Source organism: Micromonospora zhanjiangensis (genome assembly GCF_042650605.1).
In the GTDB taxonomy this organism is placed as follows: Bacteria; Actinomycetota; Actinomycetes; order Mycobacteriales; family Micromonosporaceae; genus Micromonospora_J; species Micromonospora_J zhanjiangensis.
The window spans coordinates 22,394-37,213 of record NZ_JBHSBN010000029.1 but is presented as its reverse complement, the minus strand read 5'-3'; the positions used below and the strand labels follow the sequence as shown (position 1 = coordinate 37,213).

Annotated in this window: 13 protein-coding genes; 4 read left to right on the top strand and 9 right to left on the bottom strand. The window is 72.0% G+C overall.

The genetic code is table 11. From position 1 onward, the window contains the following. Positions 1 to 19: 19 nt before the first annotated feature. The 3 genes from leuA to ACFOX0_RS28385 form a co-directional block, all read right to left on the bottom strand. Positions 20 to 1,780, bottom strand: coding sequence for a 2-isopropylmalate synthase (gene leuA / locus ACFOX0_RS28395; RefSeq protein WP_377551756.1), 1,761 nt, complete (start codon positions 1,778 to 1,780; stop codon positions 20 to 22). Between the two features lie 310 nt (positions 1,781 to 2,090). Then, complete coding sequence (locus tag ACFOX0_RS28390) at positions 2,091 to 2,636, bottom strand: nitroreductase family protein (RefSeq protein WP_377551753.1); 546 nt, start codon at positions 2,634 to 2,636, stop codon at positions 2,091 to 2,093. A gap of 75 nt (positions 2,637 to 2,711) precedes the next feature. Beyond that, a complete protein-coding gene (locus tag ACFOX0_RS28385; RefSeq protein WP_377551751.1) occupies positions 2,712 to 3,545 on the bottom strand; it encodes a hypothetical protein in 834 nt (277 codons plus the stop codon). A 212-nt stretch (positions 3,546 to 3,757) separates the two neighbouring features. Between ACFOX0_RS28385 and ACFOX0_RS28380 the strand changes: the two genes are divergently transcribed. Beyond that, on the top strand, positions 3,758 to 5,023 hold the full coding sequence (locus ACFOX0_RS28380; protein ID WP_377551749.1) for an aspartate kinase: 1,266 nt from the start codon (positions 3,758 to 3,760) through the stop codon (positions 5,021 to 5,023). A 6-nt stretch (positions 5,024 to 5,029) separates the two neighbouring features. Continuing rightward, entirely contained in the window at positions 5,030 to 6,094 is a 1,065-nt protein-coding gene (locus ACFOX0_RS28375) for an aspartate-semialdehyde dehydrogenase (RefSeq protein WP_377551746.1), read from the top strand. Between the two features lie 117 nt (positions 6,095 to 6,211). Here the strand turns inward: ACFOX0_RS28375 and ACFOX0_RS28370 are convergent, their stop codons facing one another. Next, positions 6,212 to 7,702, bottom strand: coding sequence for a diguanylate cyclase (locus ACFOX0_RS28370; RefSeq protein ID WP_377551744.1), 1,491 nt, complete (start codon positions 7,700 to 7,702; stop codon positions 6,212 to 6,214). A 165-nt stretch (positions 7,703 to 7,867) separates the two neighbouring features. Between ACFOX0_RS28370 and ACFOX0_RS28365 the strand changes: the two genes are divergently transcribed. Next, positions 7,868 to 8,332 carry a hypothetical protein gene (locus tag ACFOX0_RS28365; protein ID WP_377551741.1) on the top strand — a complete coding sequence of 155 codons (465 nt, stop codon included), beginning with the start codon at positions 7,868 to 7,870 and terminating at the stop codon, positions 8,330 to 8,332. Positions 8,333 to 8,393: 61 nt separating this feature from the next. Here the strand turns inward: ACFOX0_RS28365 and ACFOX0_RS28360 are convergent, their stop codons facing one another. From ACFOX0_RS28360 to ACFOX0_RS28345, 4 genes are read right to left on the bottom strand one after another with little or no spacing between them, the layout of a single operon-like run. Further along, on the bottom strand, positions 8,394 to 8,804 hold the full coding sequence (locus ACFOX0_RS28360; protein WP_377551739.1) for a hypothetical protein: 411 nt from the start codon (positions 8,802 to 8,804) through the stop codon (positions 8,394 to 8,396). Further along, on the bottom strand, positions 8,801 to 10,171 hold the full coding sequence (locus tag ACFOX0_RS28355; RefSeq protein WP_377551737.1) for an MFS transporter: 1,371 nt from the start codon (positions 10,169 to 10,171) through the stop codon (positions 8,801 to 8,803). The genes ACFOX0_RS28360 and ACFOX0_RS28355 overlap by 4 nt, the downstream gene beginning before the upstream one ends. Before the next feature lie 42 nt (positions 10,172 to 10,213). Further along, positions 10,214 to 12,304 (bottom strand): amylo-alpha-1,6-glucosidase, encoded by a 2,091-nt coding sequence (locus ACFOX0_RS28350; RefSeq protein WP_377551734.1) that lies wholly within the window; start codon positions 12,302 to 12,304, stop codon positions 10,214 to 10,216. Then, positions 12,294 to 12,650: an SCP2 sterol-binding domain-containing protein gene (locus ACFOX0_RS28345; RefSeq protein WP_377551732.1), complete on the bottom strand. Its 357-nt coding sequence runs from the start codon at positions 12,648 to 12,650 to the stop codon at positions 12,294 to 12,296. The genes ACFOX0_RS28350 and ACFOX0_RS28345 overlap by 11 nt, the downstream gene beginning before the upstream one ends. A gap of 239 nt (positions 12,651 to 12,889) precedes the next feature. Here ACFOX0_RS28345 and ACFOX0_RS28340 point away from each other — a divergent pair, with 239 nt between their 5' ends. Then, entirely contained in the window at positions 12,890 to 13,267 is a 378-nt protein-coding gene (locus tag ACFOX0_RS28340; RefSeq protein ID WP_377551730.1) for a VOC family protein, read from the top strand. Here ACFOX0_RS28340 and ACFOX0_RS28335 read toward each other — a convergent pair. Continuing rightward, a complete protein-coding gene (locus ACFOX0_RS28335) occupies positions 13,245 to 14,615 on the bottom strand; it encodes a glycosyltransferase (RefSeq protein ID WP_377551728.1) in 1,371 nt (456 codons plus the stop codon). The genes ACFOX0_RS28340 and ACFOX0_RS28335 overlap by 23 nt on opposite strands. Positions 14,616 to 14,820: the final 205 nt, after the last annotated feature.

The following is a 14,820-nucleotide window of genomic DNA, read 5'->3' as shown; positions in this document are numbered from 1 at the left end:
GGAGGACCCGACCCGGTGCTCAGTCGCGGGCGCGGTTGACGGCGCTGGTGACCGCCCGGATCGAGGCGGTGACGATGTTCGGGTCGAGGCCCACACCCCAGACCGTACGACCGTCGACCTCGCACTCGACGTACGCGGCGGCCCGGGCGTCGCCGCCGGAGGACATCGCGTGCTCGTGGTAGTCCAGCACCCGGACCTGGATGCCCAGCTCCTGCAGCGCGTTGACGTACGCGTCGATCGGGCCGTTGCCGACCGCGGTCAGGGACCGGCGGTCACCGCCGGCCGGGACGACGTCGGCCTCGATCTCGACCTTGCCGTCCACCGTGGCGGTGCTGTACCGGTCCACCGTGACCACCGGGTCGGCCTGGTGGTCGACCAGGTAGTTGGTGGCGAAGATCTGCCACATCCGGTCCGGCTCGACCTCGCCGCCGTCGGCGTCGGTGACCCGCTGGACCACGCCGGAGAACTCGATCTGCAACCGGCGCGGCAGGTCGAGCTGGTGCTCGACCTTCATGATGTACGCGACGCCGCCCTTGCCGGACTGCGAGTTGACCCGGATGACCGCCTCGTAGGTGCGACCCAGGTCCTTCGGGTCGATCGGCAGGTAGGGCACCTCCCACGGGTGCTGGTCGACCGGCACCCCGGCCGCGTCGGCCGCCGCGGTCAGCGCGGCGAAGCCCTTGTTGATCGCGTCCTGGTGCGAACCGGAGAAGGCGGTGAAGACCAGGTCGCCCGCGTACGGGTGCCGCTCGTGCACCGGCAGCTGGTTGCAGTACTCGACGGCCCGCTTGATCTCGTCGATGTTCGAGAAGTCGATCTGCGGGTCGATGCCCTGGGAGAACAGGTTCAGCCCCAGGGTGACCAGGTCGACGTTGCCGGTGCGTTCACCGTTGCCGAACAGGCAACCCTCGATCCGGTCGGCGCCGGCCAGCAGGCCCAGCTCGGCGGCGGCCACGCCGGTGCCGCGGTCGTTGTGCGGGTGCAGGCTGAGCACCGTCGACGCCCGGCGGGGCAGGTTCCGGTGCATCCACTCGATCGAGTCGGCGTAGACGTTGGGGGTGGCCATCTCCACCGTGGCCGGCAGGTTGACGATCAGCGGCCGGTCCGGGGTCGGGTCGATCACCTCGATCACCGCCGCGCAGATCTCCAGCGCGTAGTCCAGCTCGGTGCCGGTGTACGACTCCGGCGAGTACTGGTAGAACACGTCGGTGTCCGGGGTGTGGATGTCCGCGTACTTCTGGCAGAGCCGGGCCGCCTGGGTGGCGATGTCGGTGATGCCGGCCCGGTCCAGCCCGAACACCACCCGGCGCTGCAGGATCGAGGTCGAGTTGTAGAAGTGCACGATCGCCCGGTCGGCGCCGCGGATCGACTCGAAGGTGCGGTCGATCAGGTGCTCCCGGCACTGGGTGAGTACCTGGATGGTCACGTCGTCCGGGATCAGGTCCTGCTCGATGAGCTGCCGGACGAAGTCGAAGTCGGTCTGGCTGGCCGACGGGAAGCCGACCTCGATCTCCTTGTAGCCCATCTGCACCAGCAGTTGGAACATCCGGCGCTTGCGCTCGGGGGACATCGGGTCGATCAGCGCCTGGTTGCCGTCCCGCAGGTCCACCGCGCACCAGCGCGGGGGAGCCTCGACGCGGCGGGTGGGCCAGCCGCGGTCGGGCAGGTCGACCGGGAACTGGTGGTGGTAGGGCTGGTACCGCCCGTACGGCATGCGGCTGGGTCGCTGCCGAGCGATCGGATCGGTATCGGTGTCGGTTGAGCCGGCTGGTTGGGCCATGGCGGTTGTGCTCCCGTGGTCATGTGACGTCAGCGGAGAGACGGCGACACTGCCGAGACTGAGGTTACGGCGTCGGCGCCGCTGCGGTGTTTCGCGACTGTGGTGACTCGTGGGTCGATCGACGATCGACCGGCGTGGCTGAGGTCGGCGCGCGTCAACTCCGCGACGGGGTGCCGGCCCGAGGGGCCCCGTCGCGGCACGGAAGGAGAAGCGCCTGCCACATGACTCTGGTGACCCTACGTCACTGATCGGGTTCTCGAAAGTGTGGTCCAGTGAATGGGACGCGAGCCCGGCACGGACGCGACGAATCTCAGCGCAGCAGCAGGTCGGCCAGCGGTTGCCGGCGCCGCAGTTGGATCTCCCGGCGGAGCAGGTCCGGTGGCAGCGACCGGGGATCGCCGGGGCGCCCGACCGCGATCACCACCCGTGGTTCGACCCGTGCCGGCAGGTCCAGGTCGTCGCGCAGACCGGCCCGGTCGAACTCGGTGACCTGTCGTACGTACCAGCCGAGCGTGCCGGCCTGCACCGAGAGGTGCGCCACCGACTGGCCGAGGTCGTACGCCGCGTACGGCATCCGGGCGCCGGACCGGGTCGCGGTCAGGTGGGCGCCGACCAGCAGCGCCGAGGCCCGGTCGGCCCACCGCTGGTCGCCGTCGGCCAGGTTGGCCAGGATCCGCTTGTACGTCTCGTGATCCCGTCGGCCCGCGACGAATCGCCACGGTTGGCTGTCGCCGGCCGACGGAGCCCAGCGGGCCGCCTCCAGTAGCGAGGCCAACTCGTCGTCGGTGACGGTCGCGGTCGGGTCGAAGGCGCGCGGACTCCACCGGTCCGCCAGTAGCGGATGCAACTCGGGCATGGGGTCGAGTGTGCCGCACGGACGCCAGCATTGGCGGGGAATAAAGCGTTGTGTCCGTTCGCACACCTTTTGCCGCTAGCCCCCGTCCGTACCGCCTTCGCCCTCGGTGGGCGTCGGTGCGGTCGGGCCGAGCGGATCGCCGGAGACCACCGGGCCGGGCAGGGCGACCGAGGCCGGGGCCGCGGCCGGCGTCCCGACCAGCGTCAGCGTGCCGAAGGTCAGCCGCGCGCCGGTCAGCGTGCCGTCCTGGTCGTAGCAGTAGATGCCCACGTCCAGCGGCGGGTCGACCGAGGCCGAGGTCGACTCCACAGCGAAGCAGGAACCGCGCACGCCGGGCAGCGGCCGGCCGACCGAGACCGACAGCGGTGCCTGCCGGTCGGTGAGCACCCGACGGGCGTCGGTGAACGGGTGCTGCACCCGCGGGTCGATGCCGACCGGTACCGACTCGTCCGGTCCGGCCACCCGTACGCAGGACGGCGGGTCGGACCGCCCGGCCGACGGCAACGCGCACTGGAAGACGCCATCCCGGGTGCCGGCGAGGGCGATGTCCGCCGTACCGCCGAGGGCGCCGCCGGGGATGTCCACCCGCCAGCCGCCGTCGGTGGCCTCGGTCACCGAGATCGTGCGGTCGCGCCGGTCGGCGCCGGCGAACGTGTACCGCGCGACCAGGTGGCGGTCCTGTGCGGCGGCCGCGAGGGCGGCGAGCCGGTCCCGGGCGGCGCCGTCCGGATCCGTGGTCGGCGCGGGCGGTGCCGGGTCGGCCGGCGGCGGGTCGGCGGTGCAACCGGCCAGCAGCGCCGGGACCGCGACCAGCAGCGCAGCGCGGCCGAGTCGGCGGGCCGGCGTCATCCGTCCCGCGGATCGGCGCGAGACGGTTGCCGGCGGGAGGAAGGTGACGGTCGGCCGCATCCGGCCATTGTCCGCACTATTCGGTCGAACCGGCAGGGTACGCGGATGCGCGTGCCCGGGCGTGTCGCGGCGGTCCCGGCCGGATCGTGGGATCGTCCGTCCCACGTCACGCGCCCGGCCGGTACCCTGATGACGTCTATGCACGGCGCCGCCGGCCCTTTCGAACCGGCGGCGTCGGCACGCTCGGGGTTGTCGGAGGGGGTTGGGCCGTCGTGGCACTGGTGGTGCAGAAGTACGGCGGTTCCTCCGTCGCCAACGCGGAGCGGATCAAGCGGGTGGCCGAGCGGATCGTGGCCGCCCGTAAGTCGGGCGACGACGTGGTCGTGGTGGTGTCGGCGATGGGCGACACCACCGACGAGTTGCTCGACCTGGCCAACCAGGTCAGCCCGTTGCCGCCGGGCCGCGAACTCGACATGCTGCTCACCGCCGGCGAGCGCATCTCGATGGCGCTGCTCGCGATGGCCATCCACAACCTGGGCTACGAGGCCCGGTCGTTCACCGGCTCCCAGGCCGGCGTGCTGACCACGTCGGTGCACGGGCGGGCCCGGATCATCGACGTCACCCCCGGCCGGCTGCGCGGCGCGCTGAACGAGGGCGCGATCGCGATCGTCGCCGGGTTCCAGGGCGTCTCCCAGGACACCAAGGACATCACCACCCTGGGACGGGGTGGCTCGGACACCACCGCCGTGGCGCTGGCGGCCGCGTTGCGGGCCGACGTCTGCGAGATCTACACCGATGTCGACGGGGTCTTCACCGCCGACCCCCGGATCGTGCCGAACGCGCGGCACATCAAGCGGATCACCTACGAGGAGATGCTGGAGCTGGCGGCCTGCGGGGCCAAGGTGCTGATGCTGCGGTGCGTGGAGTACGCCCGCCGGTTCGGCATGCCGATCCATGTCCGCTCGTCGTACTCGAACAACACCGGCACCGTGGTCGCCGGATCGATGGAGGAACTTCCCGTGGAGCAGGCACTCATCACCGGAGTCGCACACGACCGCAGCGAAGCCAAGATCACGATCGTCGCCGTGCCGGACGAACCGGGTGCCGCCGCCCGGATCTTCGAGACCGTGGCCGCCGCCGAGATCAACATCGACATGATCGTGCAGAACGTGTCGACCGAGGGCACCGGTCGGACCGACATCTCGTTCACCCTGCCCAAGGACGACGGCACCGCGGCGATGGCCGCGCTCAGCAAGATCCAGGAGACGATCAAGTTCAAGGGCCTGCTGTACAACGATCACGTCGGCAAGGTGTCGCTGATCGGCGCGGGCATGCGGTCGCACCCGGGTGTGGCCGCCGGCTTCTTCGCGGCCCTCGGCGAGGCCGGGGTGAACATCGAGATGATCTCCACCTCGGAGATCCGGGTCTCCGTCGTGTGCCGGGACACCGACCTCGACGCCGCGGTCCGCGCCATCCACGAGGCGTTCGACCTGGGCGGCAGCGAGGAAGCCGTCGTCTACGCCGGCACCGGGCGGTGACCGGACGTGGCTGAGCTGCCCACCCTGGCCGTCGTCGGGGCGACCGGAGCCGTCGGCACCGTGATGTGTGACCTGCTCTCGTCCCGCAAGAACGTCTGGGGCGAGATCCGGCTGATCGCGTCCGCCCGCTCGGCCGGTCGCACCGTCCGCTGCCGGGGCGAGGAGTTGACCGTCCAGGCGCTCACCCCCGAGGCGTTCGACGGCGTCGACGTGGCGATGTTCGACGTACCCGACGAGGTCTCCGCCGAGTGGGCACCGGTCGCGGTGAGCCGGGGCGCGGTGGCCGTCGACAATTCCGGTGCCTTCCGGATGGACCGGGACGTGCCGCTGGTGGTGCCCGAGATCAATCCGGAACAGGTCCGCAACCGGCCCAAGGGCATCATCGCCAACGCCAACTGCACGACGCTCGCGATGATCGTCGCGGTCGCGCCGCTGCACCGCGAGTACGGCCTCCGGGAGCTGGTGCTCTCCTCGTACCAGGCGGTTTCCGGCGTGGGTCAGGTCGGCGTGGACATCCTGCACGACCAGCTCTCCAAGATCGCCGGAGACCGGGTGCTCGGCTCCCGGCCGGGCAACGTACGGCAGGCGGTCGGTGACGACCTCGGCCCGTTCCCGGCCCCGCTGGCGCTCAACGTGGTGCCGTGGACCGGCTCGCTGTGCGACGCCGGATGGTCGTCCGAGGAGTTGAAGCTGCGCAACGAGTCGCGCAAGATCCTCGGGCTGCCGGATCTCAAGGTCTCCGCCACCTGCGTCCGGGTGCCCGTGGTGACCGGGCACTCGGTGGCCGTGCACGCCGTGTTCGGTGCCGAGGTGGACGCCGAGGGTGCCCGCGAGGCGCTGCGCAACGCGCCCGGCGTGATCGTGGTGGACGACCCGGCCGCGGGCGAGTTTCCGATGCCGATCGACGCGGTCGGCACCGATCCGTCCTGGGTCGGCCGGATCCGGCGCTCGGTCGACGACCCGCGGGCGCTCGACCTCTTCGTCACCGGCGACAACCTGCGCAAGGGCGCCGCGCTGAACACCGCGCAGATCGCCGAGCTGCTCTCCGCCGAGCTGGCCGCCACCCGCTGAGCTGGCCGCCATTCGCTGAGCCTCCGGCCGGCCGCTGAGCCTCCGGCCGGTTCGGTGGGTCCACCGTGCCGGACGCCCGCCGGACCCCGGCCCGCGACCACCGGCCGGCGCGGGTCGTCAGCCGGTGGCCAGCCGGACCCCGTCGCGGCCGGAACGCTTGACGTCGTAGAGGGCCGTGTCCGCGCGGCGCAGGGTCAGTTCCGCCGGCTCGCCGGGATGCCGCAGCGCCACGCCGACGCTGATCGTCCGGCCGGTCCGGCGGGCCGCCTCGGTGAGCCGCTCGGCGATGCCGAGGGCCTCCTCGGGCCGGCCGACCTCGACGACCGCCACGAATTCGTCCCCGCCGATCCGGTACAGCTCGTCGCCCTGCCGCAGGGCCGCCTCCAACGCCCGGGCCAACTCGACCAGCACCCGGTCGCCGATGGCGTGCCCGTACGTGTCGTTGACGCTCTTGAAGCCGTCCACGTCGATGGCCAGCAGGGCGGTCCGGTCCGGGTTCGCCGCGGCCATCCGCTCGCCGAACGGGCCCTGGTGCCGTAGCCCGGTCAACGGATCGGAGCTGGCCCGCAACCGCAGCAGGGAGATCCCGCGCAGCCGGTCCAGGCAGGTCCAGGCCTGGGCGGCGAGCAGTTCCATCAGGTTCACCGTGGTGGGATCCGGCTGCAGCAGCCGCTCGTCGGCGACCAGCAGCACCCCGCCGGCGTCGGTCGGGCCGATCGAGACCGCCACCAGCGTCCCGACCCCGGCGCGGACGAACAGGTCGTGCTCGGGCATCGACGGGGTGGCGGCCTCGCCCAGCGTGTAGGTGGCGCCGAACCGGTGGGTGTGCGCGATCAGCCGGGCCAGGGTCGCCGGTCCGGCGGCGTCGAGCGCGACCCGGATCCGGGTCTCCAGGTCGCCGGGCTCACCGGCGGGGGCGCTGATCCGGCCGCCGGTGGGCTCGGCGAGCGCGAGGACCGCCGCGTCGAGACCGGACAGGTCCCGGGCTGCCTCGCGGGCCGCGGCGCGCAACGCGAACTCGTCCGGGGCGGCGGTCATCGCGGTGACGTGCCGCAACAGCTTCTCGCTGCGGGACTCGGCGGCCGGACCGCCGAGCGCCCAGATCCGTAGGCCGAGTCGTCCGGCGATCGTCTCGGCGGTCTGCCGCCATCGCTCCAGGTCGACCGGCCCGGTCCACTCCAGGTCCAGCACCCCGATCGGCCGGCCGTCCCGGTCCGGCACCGGTACGCAGATCTCCGCCGTGACGTCCGGCCGCATCGGCAGGTAGTCCGGGTCCGCGGTGACGTCCGACACCAGTACGGTCTTGCCCGACTCGTACGCCCGGCCGACCACCCCGGTCCCCGGTCGGACGGTGGCGAACGCCTGCCAGGAGCCGGTGGCGGCGACGCACCGCAACCGGTCGTGGACCCAGAGCAGGACGGAGATCCGGGCCGGCGTGTGCCGGCCCAGCGCGGTGACGGTCAGCTGGCACGCCTCGATCGCCGACGACGCGGCCGGCAGATTGGCGGTGACGTCGCGGCTGATCCGCTCGTGGTCCGGCGGCGTGCGCTCATGATCCGATGGCGCGCGCTCGTGGTCCGGTGGGGTGCGCTGGTGGTCCGGGGGCATCTGTCGTTTCCGAGGGCGGGAAAGGGGAGGCCGCCCGGGTTCACCGGGCGGCTGGTGCGACAAGATTACTCACGATGCCCGGCATTGCCGACAAGAAAAATTTCAGCGGTTATTAGGTTTTAGTACGGTTAGGTCCGCTTTCGGGTGGGTGAGTCTCCGACGGGCGTGGGAAACCGGCCCGGTGTGCGGATCCTGGACGAGCTGACCCTGGAGGAGTACGCCATGCTCGCCGTCGGTGAGCGGGACGGCTATCTCGACGAGGTGCTCGACGAGTACGGCAGGCGGTTGCGCTGGGCGCTGACCGGGGACCCGGCCCAGCCCTCCCGACTCGACGAGCCGGCCCGGATCGCGCTCATCGCCAGGTTCGTCCCGGTGCTCGTGGGCCTGGTGGGGCGGAACTGGATCGAGACCAGGGAAACGTACTCCGGACGCTGGCACGACACGTCGGCCATGTCGGCGGACGATCTCACCATCGCCTTGCGGGACCCGGCCAACTGGCTGCCACCGCCGGGGACGCGACAACGGGGACTGACGATCACCACCACCGCCTGCTGGGCCGCGGTCCGTCAGGCGGCCGAGGCCGGCCGGCGCATCTCGCCGGTCGAGCAGCACACCACCGGATCGGCCTGACCGGTACGGGACCGGGCCGGCCGGCCGTCGGGCGACCGAACCGGTCGGACGCCGTGGCCGATCAGTCCAACCACCAGGTGTGCATGGCCCGCCCGAACGGGGTCATGCCGAGCACCACGACGGCGGTGCACAGCAGCGTCCCGGCCACCAGCAGCCGGGCCAGGGCCCGGCTCAGCCGGGGCAGCCGCCAGGCCAGCAACGCGCCGCCGGTGAGACCGAGCAGCATCGCCAACGGCAGGGCCAGCGCCATCAGGTACCAGGCCAGGCCGCCGAGCAGGGCGACGACGAGGTTCACGCGACCGGGGTCGGGCATGCTCCGGCCGACGTACCAGGAGACCTGCACCGCACACAGGACGGCCAGGACGAACTGCAGGACGACGACAACCCAGCCACCCGTACGGATGCGATCGCGCGCCAGACCCACCAACTCGCGCTCCTCCGGCGTCAGGCCGCGCGACACGAAGCCGGTCATCGGCTGATGATAGGCGGCCGGTCCGCTGACTTTCGACCCTGCGGCGGCCGGGCCGAGGTCGACGGCGTCGAGCTGGCCCCGGGCACCCCGAATCCGGTCGACGCGGCGTGGAGCGGGTCGGCGGGCCGGCCGTCCTGCTCGGCGGAGAGCATCGGGCGCAGCGACAGGGCGATCAGCGCGGCCACCAGGCAGCCGCCGGAGACCAGGGCCACCCAGAGCGCGCCGCCGCCGGCGCCGATCAGCGGCCCGGCGGTGATCGGACCGATCACCCCGCTGATTCCGAAGATCATGGAACTCATCGCGTTGTACCGGCCGCGCAACTCGTCGGTGGCCAGCGCGTTGGTGAGGGCGGGCAGCACCGGTGACAACAGCGTCTCGCCCAGCCCGAAGACGGCGGCACAGGCCACCACGCAGAGCGCGGCGAGCAGCGAACCGGTCCGGTCGACCAGCCCGGCCGAGCCGAGGATCAGCCACGCCGACGCGAACACGGCGCCGGTCACGGCCAGCGCCGCCGCCCGGCTGCGGCCCTCCAGCCGCCGGATGACCACCAGTTGGGCGAGCACGATCACGATCGTGTTGGCCGCCAGCCCCCAGGCCACCACCCGCGGCGGCTCCCCGAGCACCCGTACCGTGAACGCGGTGAAGCCGACCTCGAGCTGGGCGTAGCCGCAGGTGGTGAGCACCAGGCCGAAGACCACCAGGCGGCGGAACGGCCGGTCCGCCAGCACCGCCAGGTAGCCGCCCCGTCGGCCGCTCCGGCCGGCGCTTTCGGCCGGTGCCGCGAGCCGGCGGCCGACCGCCGGAAGCGTGAGCAGGATCACCGCGGGCGCCAGGTAGCTGACCGCGTCGAGCAGGTAGACCAGCTGGAACGTGCTCGGTCGGGTGGTGTCGACGATCGAGCCGGCGACCAGGCCACCGGCCCCGATCCCGAGGTTGAGCAGGGCGAAGTTCAACCCGAACACCCGCTGCCGTTCGTCGGCGTCGGTGAGCGAGGCGAGGATGGTGTTCTGCCCGGACCAGATCGCCGCGCTGCCCACCGCCATCACCGTGACCGCGAGGGCGGCGGTGACGGTCGAGTCGACCAGGGCCAACGAGCCCACCCCGACCGCCTCGAAGACCAGGCACGGCAGCACGACCCGACGGGCCCCGACCCGGTCGATGAGGGTGCCGCCGAGGGGCGACAGGGCCAGCGTGACCGCGCCGAACCAGCCGATCACCAGACCGGCCCGTGCGTCGGTGAGACCCCGTACGTCGGTCAGGTAGATGAACAGGAACGGCAGGGTGAGACCTCGGCCGATCGCCGACAGCAGGGTCCCGGCCAGGATCCGCCGCGCCTCCGGGCGGTTGGGTGGGGTGAACCGCAACATTTCCGGGATTCTGCAGGTCGGGTACGACCGATCGCGACCGGATTACCGGCCGGCGGCCGTGGCCGGGCGGGCTGCCGGTCCGGCGTCGTCGAGGCGTACGCGGCCGCGGGCGAACGCGTCCAGCCGCCCCCACGGGCCGGGGATGTCGAGCAGTTCCACCCGACCCAACCGCTCCGACATCGCCGGGTCCACGGTCAACCGGTCGCCGCACGGCTCGATGCCGAGCAGGACGCGCAGCAGCAACAACGTCGTACCGCTGGAGGGGGAGTACGGCGCGTCGACGCCGGGCCGGCGCACCGGATTCTTCGTCAGCGCCCGGTCGTAGCCGGCAAACGCGGCGGGCAGTCGACCGTTGAAGAACGCGGCGGCGTCGAACAGCCCCTCGGCGACCCGGACCGCCTGCTCGTCGAAGCCGTACCGGCGCAGCCCCCAGACGGTCAACGAGTTGTCGAACGGCCAGATCATGCCGGTGTGCGTGCCGAGCGGGTTGTAGCGGCGGCTGTCGTCGGCCAGGGTACGGATCCCCCAACCAGAGAACAGCCGGTCACCGGTCAGGTGCCCGGCCACCTTGTCGGCCTTGTCCTCGTCGACGATGCCGCTCCACAGCAGATGGCCGATGTTGGAGGTGAGGGAGTCGACCGGGGTTCCGTCGCCGTCCAGGGCGGCCGCGAAGTACTCCTCGCGGGGCAGCCAGAAGTCCCGGTTGAACCGGACCTTGAGTTCGGTGGCCTCCCGTTCCAACCGGTCGGCGTACGCCGGATCACCCCAGCACAGTCGGGCCAGCCGCGCCCCGCGCAGCTTCGCGTCGTACGCGTAACCCTGCAGTTCGCAGGTGCTCCGGGGCAGGCCCGGCAACCGGCCGTCGGCGTACGAGACGGCGTCCCAGGAGTTCTTCCAGCCCTGGTTCTCCAGCCCGTGCTCGGTGTTGCGCCGGCGGTAGGAGAGATAGCCGCGGCCGGTCAGGTCGCCGTACTCGTCGATCCACCGCAGCGCCGCGCGGCTCTCGTACTCCAACTCGCGGACCAGTTCCACGTCGCCGGTCCACCGCTGGTACTCGTCGAGCAGCACCACGAACAGCGGCGTGGTGTCCGCCGCGCCGTAGTACGCCGCGTGCGGCAGGTCCTCGAACGCGGCGCTTTCGCCGTACCGCACCTCGTCGAGGATCTTGCCCGGCTCCTCCTCCCGGAAGTCGTTGCTCTCGACGCCGTGCCCGCTGGCGAGCAGGAGCAAGGTGGACGGCGTGAGCTGCGGCGTGAAGCAGATCGTCTGCAGGCAGGTGACGATGGCGTCCCGCCCGCACAGCGTCATGTGCCACGGCATGCCACCGACGGGCACTCGCGGCCGGAGCGACAGCGCGGGGTACCGCAACGCGCCGAGGTCCACCAGACTGCGTTGGTACGACGTGCTCAGGTCCCGGGAGTCGGTCGCCAGCCGCGGTGCCGAATTCATCCAGTCCGCCAACTCGGCGCGCATCTCCACCCGCTGGCGACCTTTGTGCGCCGCCAGGGTCGACCGGATGTCTCGGCCGAGGGAACTGAGCAGCACGCAATGCACATGAATGCCGGTGCTCCACCTGCCGTGCGGTGGAATCCGGACCGTGAAGGTCATGCCGCCCGCGTCCGTGTCGTGCGGTTCCCTGGCCGAGACGATCGTCTCCCGGACGAACGTCTCCCGCTCGTAACTGAGCCGCAGGCACTCCTGTTCGACGCGGGTGTGTATCCGGCCCGGTCGTTCCGACCGGTAGCCGAGCCGCAGCTGGGCCGTGTCGGCGAAGTCGGCGCTTACGTCGATCCGGATCCGGACGTCCGCCGGCTCGGTGTCGTGGTTCAGCACGGTGATGGTCTCGTCGAAGCTGGCACCCACCCAGCGGTGCCGGATCACGGAGAGCTTGGCGTCCACGTAGTGCGTCGCGGCACCCGGAACGAGGAAGTATCGCGTCTCGAAGTGGTTCAGGTCGTCCACCGAGAGGCTGTGCAGCCGCTTCCCGTTCAGGGTCAGCCTCCAGCACGACACGAACCGGGTGTCGAACGAGAAGACACCGGCCGGGGCCCGCTCGCAGGGATATATGTCGCCCACGTCGTCGCTGAGCACGAAGTGGTTGCCGTCGAGGATGCTGACCAGCTCAGGGTCCACCGTCGCTGCCTCCCCTCCGCACCCGGGTCATCAGGTCACGCACCGGACCGAGCAGCAGGGCGATGTCGCCCTCGACGCTCAGCTCGTTGCGCCAGACGGCGGCGAACACCCCCTGCCGACCGGCCAGCAGCCGGGCGAACGCGTCCCTGGGCGAACGGATCAGGCAGTCCGGCTCGACGTCGTCCCGGCGTACCTCGACCCGACCTCGGTCGATGACCAATGTCCACCGCTCGACGACGTCGTCCTGGGTCAGTTCCAACAGCACGGTGCCGGTGTACTTGTCCGGGAGCAGACCGGCGCCGCGTCGGTCCAGTTCGGCGAAGAACTGTCCGATCCGCTCGGCCACCCCGGTGTCCTCCCGCCGGTCCGTCCTGTCCCCGGCAGTTTCGCCCCGATGGAGATGAGCCGGCATCACCCCGACCGGGTGAAGGCGGATCCCGCCCGGCGGCGGTCCAGCCGGCGGCGGTCCGGGCGGTGGCGGGGAACGGGGCATCGGGGCACGATCGCCCCGGATTGACATGAAGCTCGGTTGAACTCCTACCGTTGGGCGACCCGAGTCATTCGTATCGATCCCGGAGGTAGGTCATGCCCGTACAGCTGAACCACACCATCGTGGAGGCCCGGGACCGCGAGGAGACCGCCGAGTTCCTGGTCGAGATCCTCGGCCTGACACCGGCCGGGACGTACGGTCCGTTCCGGGTGGTCGAGGTGGACAACGGAGTGTCGCTCGACGTCCTCCAGGTCGACCAGCCGGTGCATCCGCAGCACTACGCGTTCCTGGTCGGTGAGGACGAGTTCGACCGGATCTGGGGCCGGATCAAGGAACGGAATCTGCCGTACTGGGCCGATCCGATGCGTCGGGAACCGGGCCGGATCAACACCAACGACGGGGGTCGCGGCGTGTACTGGCTCGACCCCAACGGCCACAGCCTGGAGATCATCACCCGCCCGTACGGGGGGTGAGCAGTCCCTCGACCAGGTCGGCCGCCGCCGGTATCCCGCCCGCGGCGGCCAGTTCGGCCGCCAGCGCCCGCGCTCGGCGGCGGAACTCCGGTCCGTCGAGCACCGTCGCCACGGCCCGGCGGATCCGCCGCCGGCCCGGTTCACCGGTACGCAGGTCGAGCCCGACCCCGGCGCGGGCGACCCGGCGGGCCACCTCGGGCTTGTCGAGCGAGCCGCCCGCCACCACCAACGGCACCCCGTGCTCGACGGCCGCCAGCACCCCGCCCCAACCGCCGTTGGTGACCATCACGTCCACCAGCGGCAGCAACAGGTCGTGCGGCAGGAACGCGGCCGCCCGGACGTTCTCCGGCAACGGCCCGAGCGTGTCCGGGGGTACCCCGCCGGTGGTGCAGACCACCAGCGCCTCCGCTCCGGCCAGGGCGGCGACGGCCGGCCGGACCAGGTCGGCCAGGTCGACGTCCAGGGTGCCCTGGGTGATGTGTACGACGGGCCGCCCGGACGTACGGGCGGCCACCAGGTCGGACCACCAGGCCGGCCGCCGGTGGGCCGGGTCGGGCCGGCTCGCCGGCGACGGCATGGGCGGGTCGGGCCGGCTCGCCGGCGGTTGGTGGGCCGGGTCAGGTCGGCGGGCCGGCGTGAGTCGGCCGACGAAGTGGACCTGGCCGGGCAGATCGGTGCGCGGGTACTCCAGGGCGGGTACGCCCTGGGCCAGCAGCAACCGCGGGGAGTAGAGGCTGTCGGGGGCGCCGAGGGCGGCACGGCCGAGCCCGACCTCGGCGCGGATCCGATTCAGCCGCGGATCGACCAGTCGCCGGTAGGCTAGCCCGGCGGCCGCGCGCAGCAGGGCGTCCCGGACCCGGCTCAGCCGTCCCGTACCAGGTGGGAACGGGGTCCCTGGCGGCGGCAGGTCGCGGCTGGACACCATGGTCAGCGGAGTCACAGCCACCGAGGCCCACGGGATCGCCAGCGCCTCGGCGGCCAGACCGGCACCGAAGCCGAGCTGGTCGGCCACCACCAGGTCGAAAGGTTCCCGCTCGGCCGCCGCCAGGATGTCCCGGGCCTGACCGGACGCGGTGCCGAAGAGGATGAGGTCGCCGTTGGCCCGGGCGCCCCGCAGGCCCTTACCGTCACCGAGCCCGGGAAACGTCGCGCCCAGGTCCGCGTCGTCGAAGTCCTGCGCCCGGGTCCACGGCAGCCATTGCGCGCCGGCCGCCACGAACCGGTCCCGGTACTTGCGTCCCGTGTAGGCAACCACGTGGTGACCACGGTGGACCAACTCGGCGGCGAGCGCGCCGGTCGGGCCGACATGCCCGGCGAACGGCAACGACGTGACCAGGATCCGGGCCATCGGGACCTCCCACCGCACGGGGTCGTACCGGGGATTCTCCCAACCGACGGCCCGCCTCGGTGTCCCTGCCTGCGGCCTCTCCTGCCGGTGGCTCCACGGCCGGCCCCAGCCCTCCGACGGCAACTCCGTAGATCTCAGGCCGGGGCGCGGCGACGGAGGGACCGTCAGGCGACTGGACCCCGACACGTCCTGACGCTCTTTGTCG

What these genes read in the sequence shown, in the direction of transcription:
- ACFOX0_RS28390 (WP_377551753.1), bottom strand. Translation starts at nt 2,636, where the DNA reads ATGCCCGAGTTGCATCCGCTACTGGCGGACCGGTGGAGTCCGCGCGCC.
- ACFOX0_RS28370 (WP_377551744.1), bottom strand. Translation starts at nt 7,702, where the DNA reads ATGCCCCCGGACCACCAGCGCACCCCACCGGACCACGAGCGCGCGCCA.
- ACFOX0_RS28385 (WP_377551751.1), bottom strand. Translation starts at nt 3,545, where the DNA reads ATGCGGCCGACCGTCACCTTCCTCCCGCCGGCAACCGTCTCGCGCCGA.
- ACFOX0_RS28335 (WP_377551728.1), bottom strand. Translation starts at nt 14,615, where the DNA reads ATGGCCCGGATCCTGGTCACGTCGTTGCCGTTCGCCGGGCATGTCGGC.
- leuA (WP_377551756.1), bottom strand. Translation starts at nt 1,780, where the DNA reads ATGGCCCAACCAGCCGGCTCAACCGACACCGATACCGATCCGATCGCT.
- ACFOX0_RS28360 (WP_377551739.1), bottom strand. Translation starts at nt 8,804, where the DNA reads ATGACCGGCTTCGTGTCGCGCGGCCTGACGCCGGAGGAGCGCGAGTTG.
- ACFOX0_RS28355 (WP_377551737.1), bottom strand. Translation starts at nt 10,171, where the DNA reads ATGTTGCGGTTCACCCCACCCAACCGCCCGGAGGCGCGGCGGATCCTG.
- ACFOX0_RS28340 (WP_377551730.1), top strand. Translation starts at nt 12,890, where the DNA reads ATGCCCGTACAGCTGAACCACACCATCGTGGAGGCCCGGGACCGCGAG.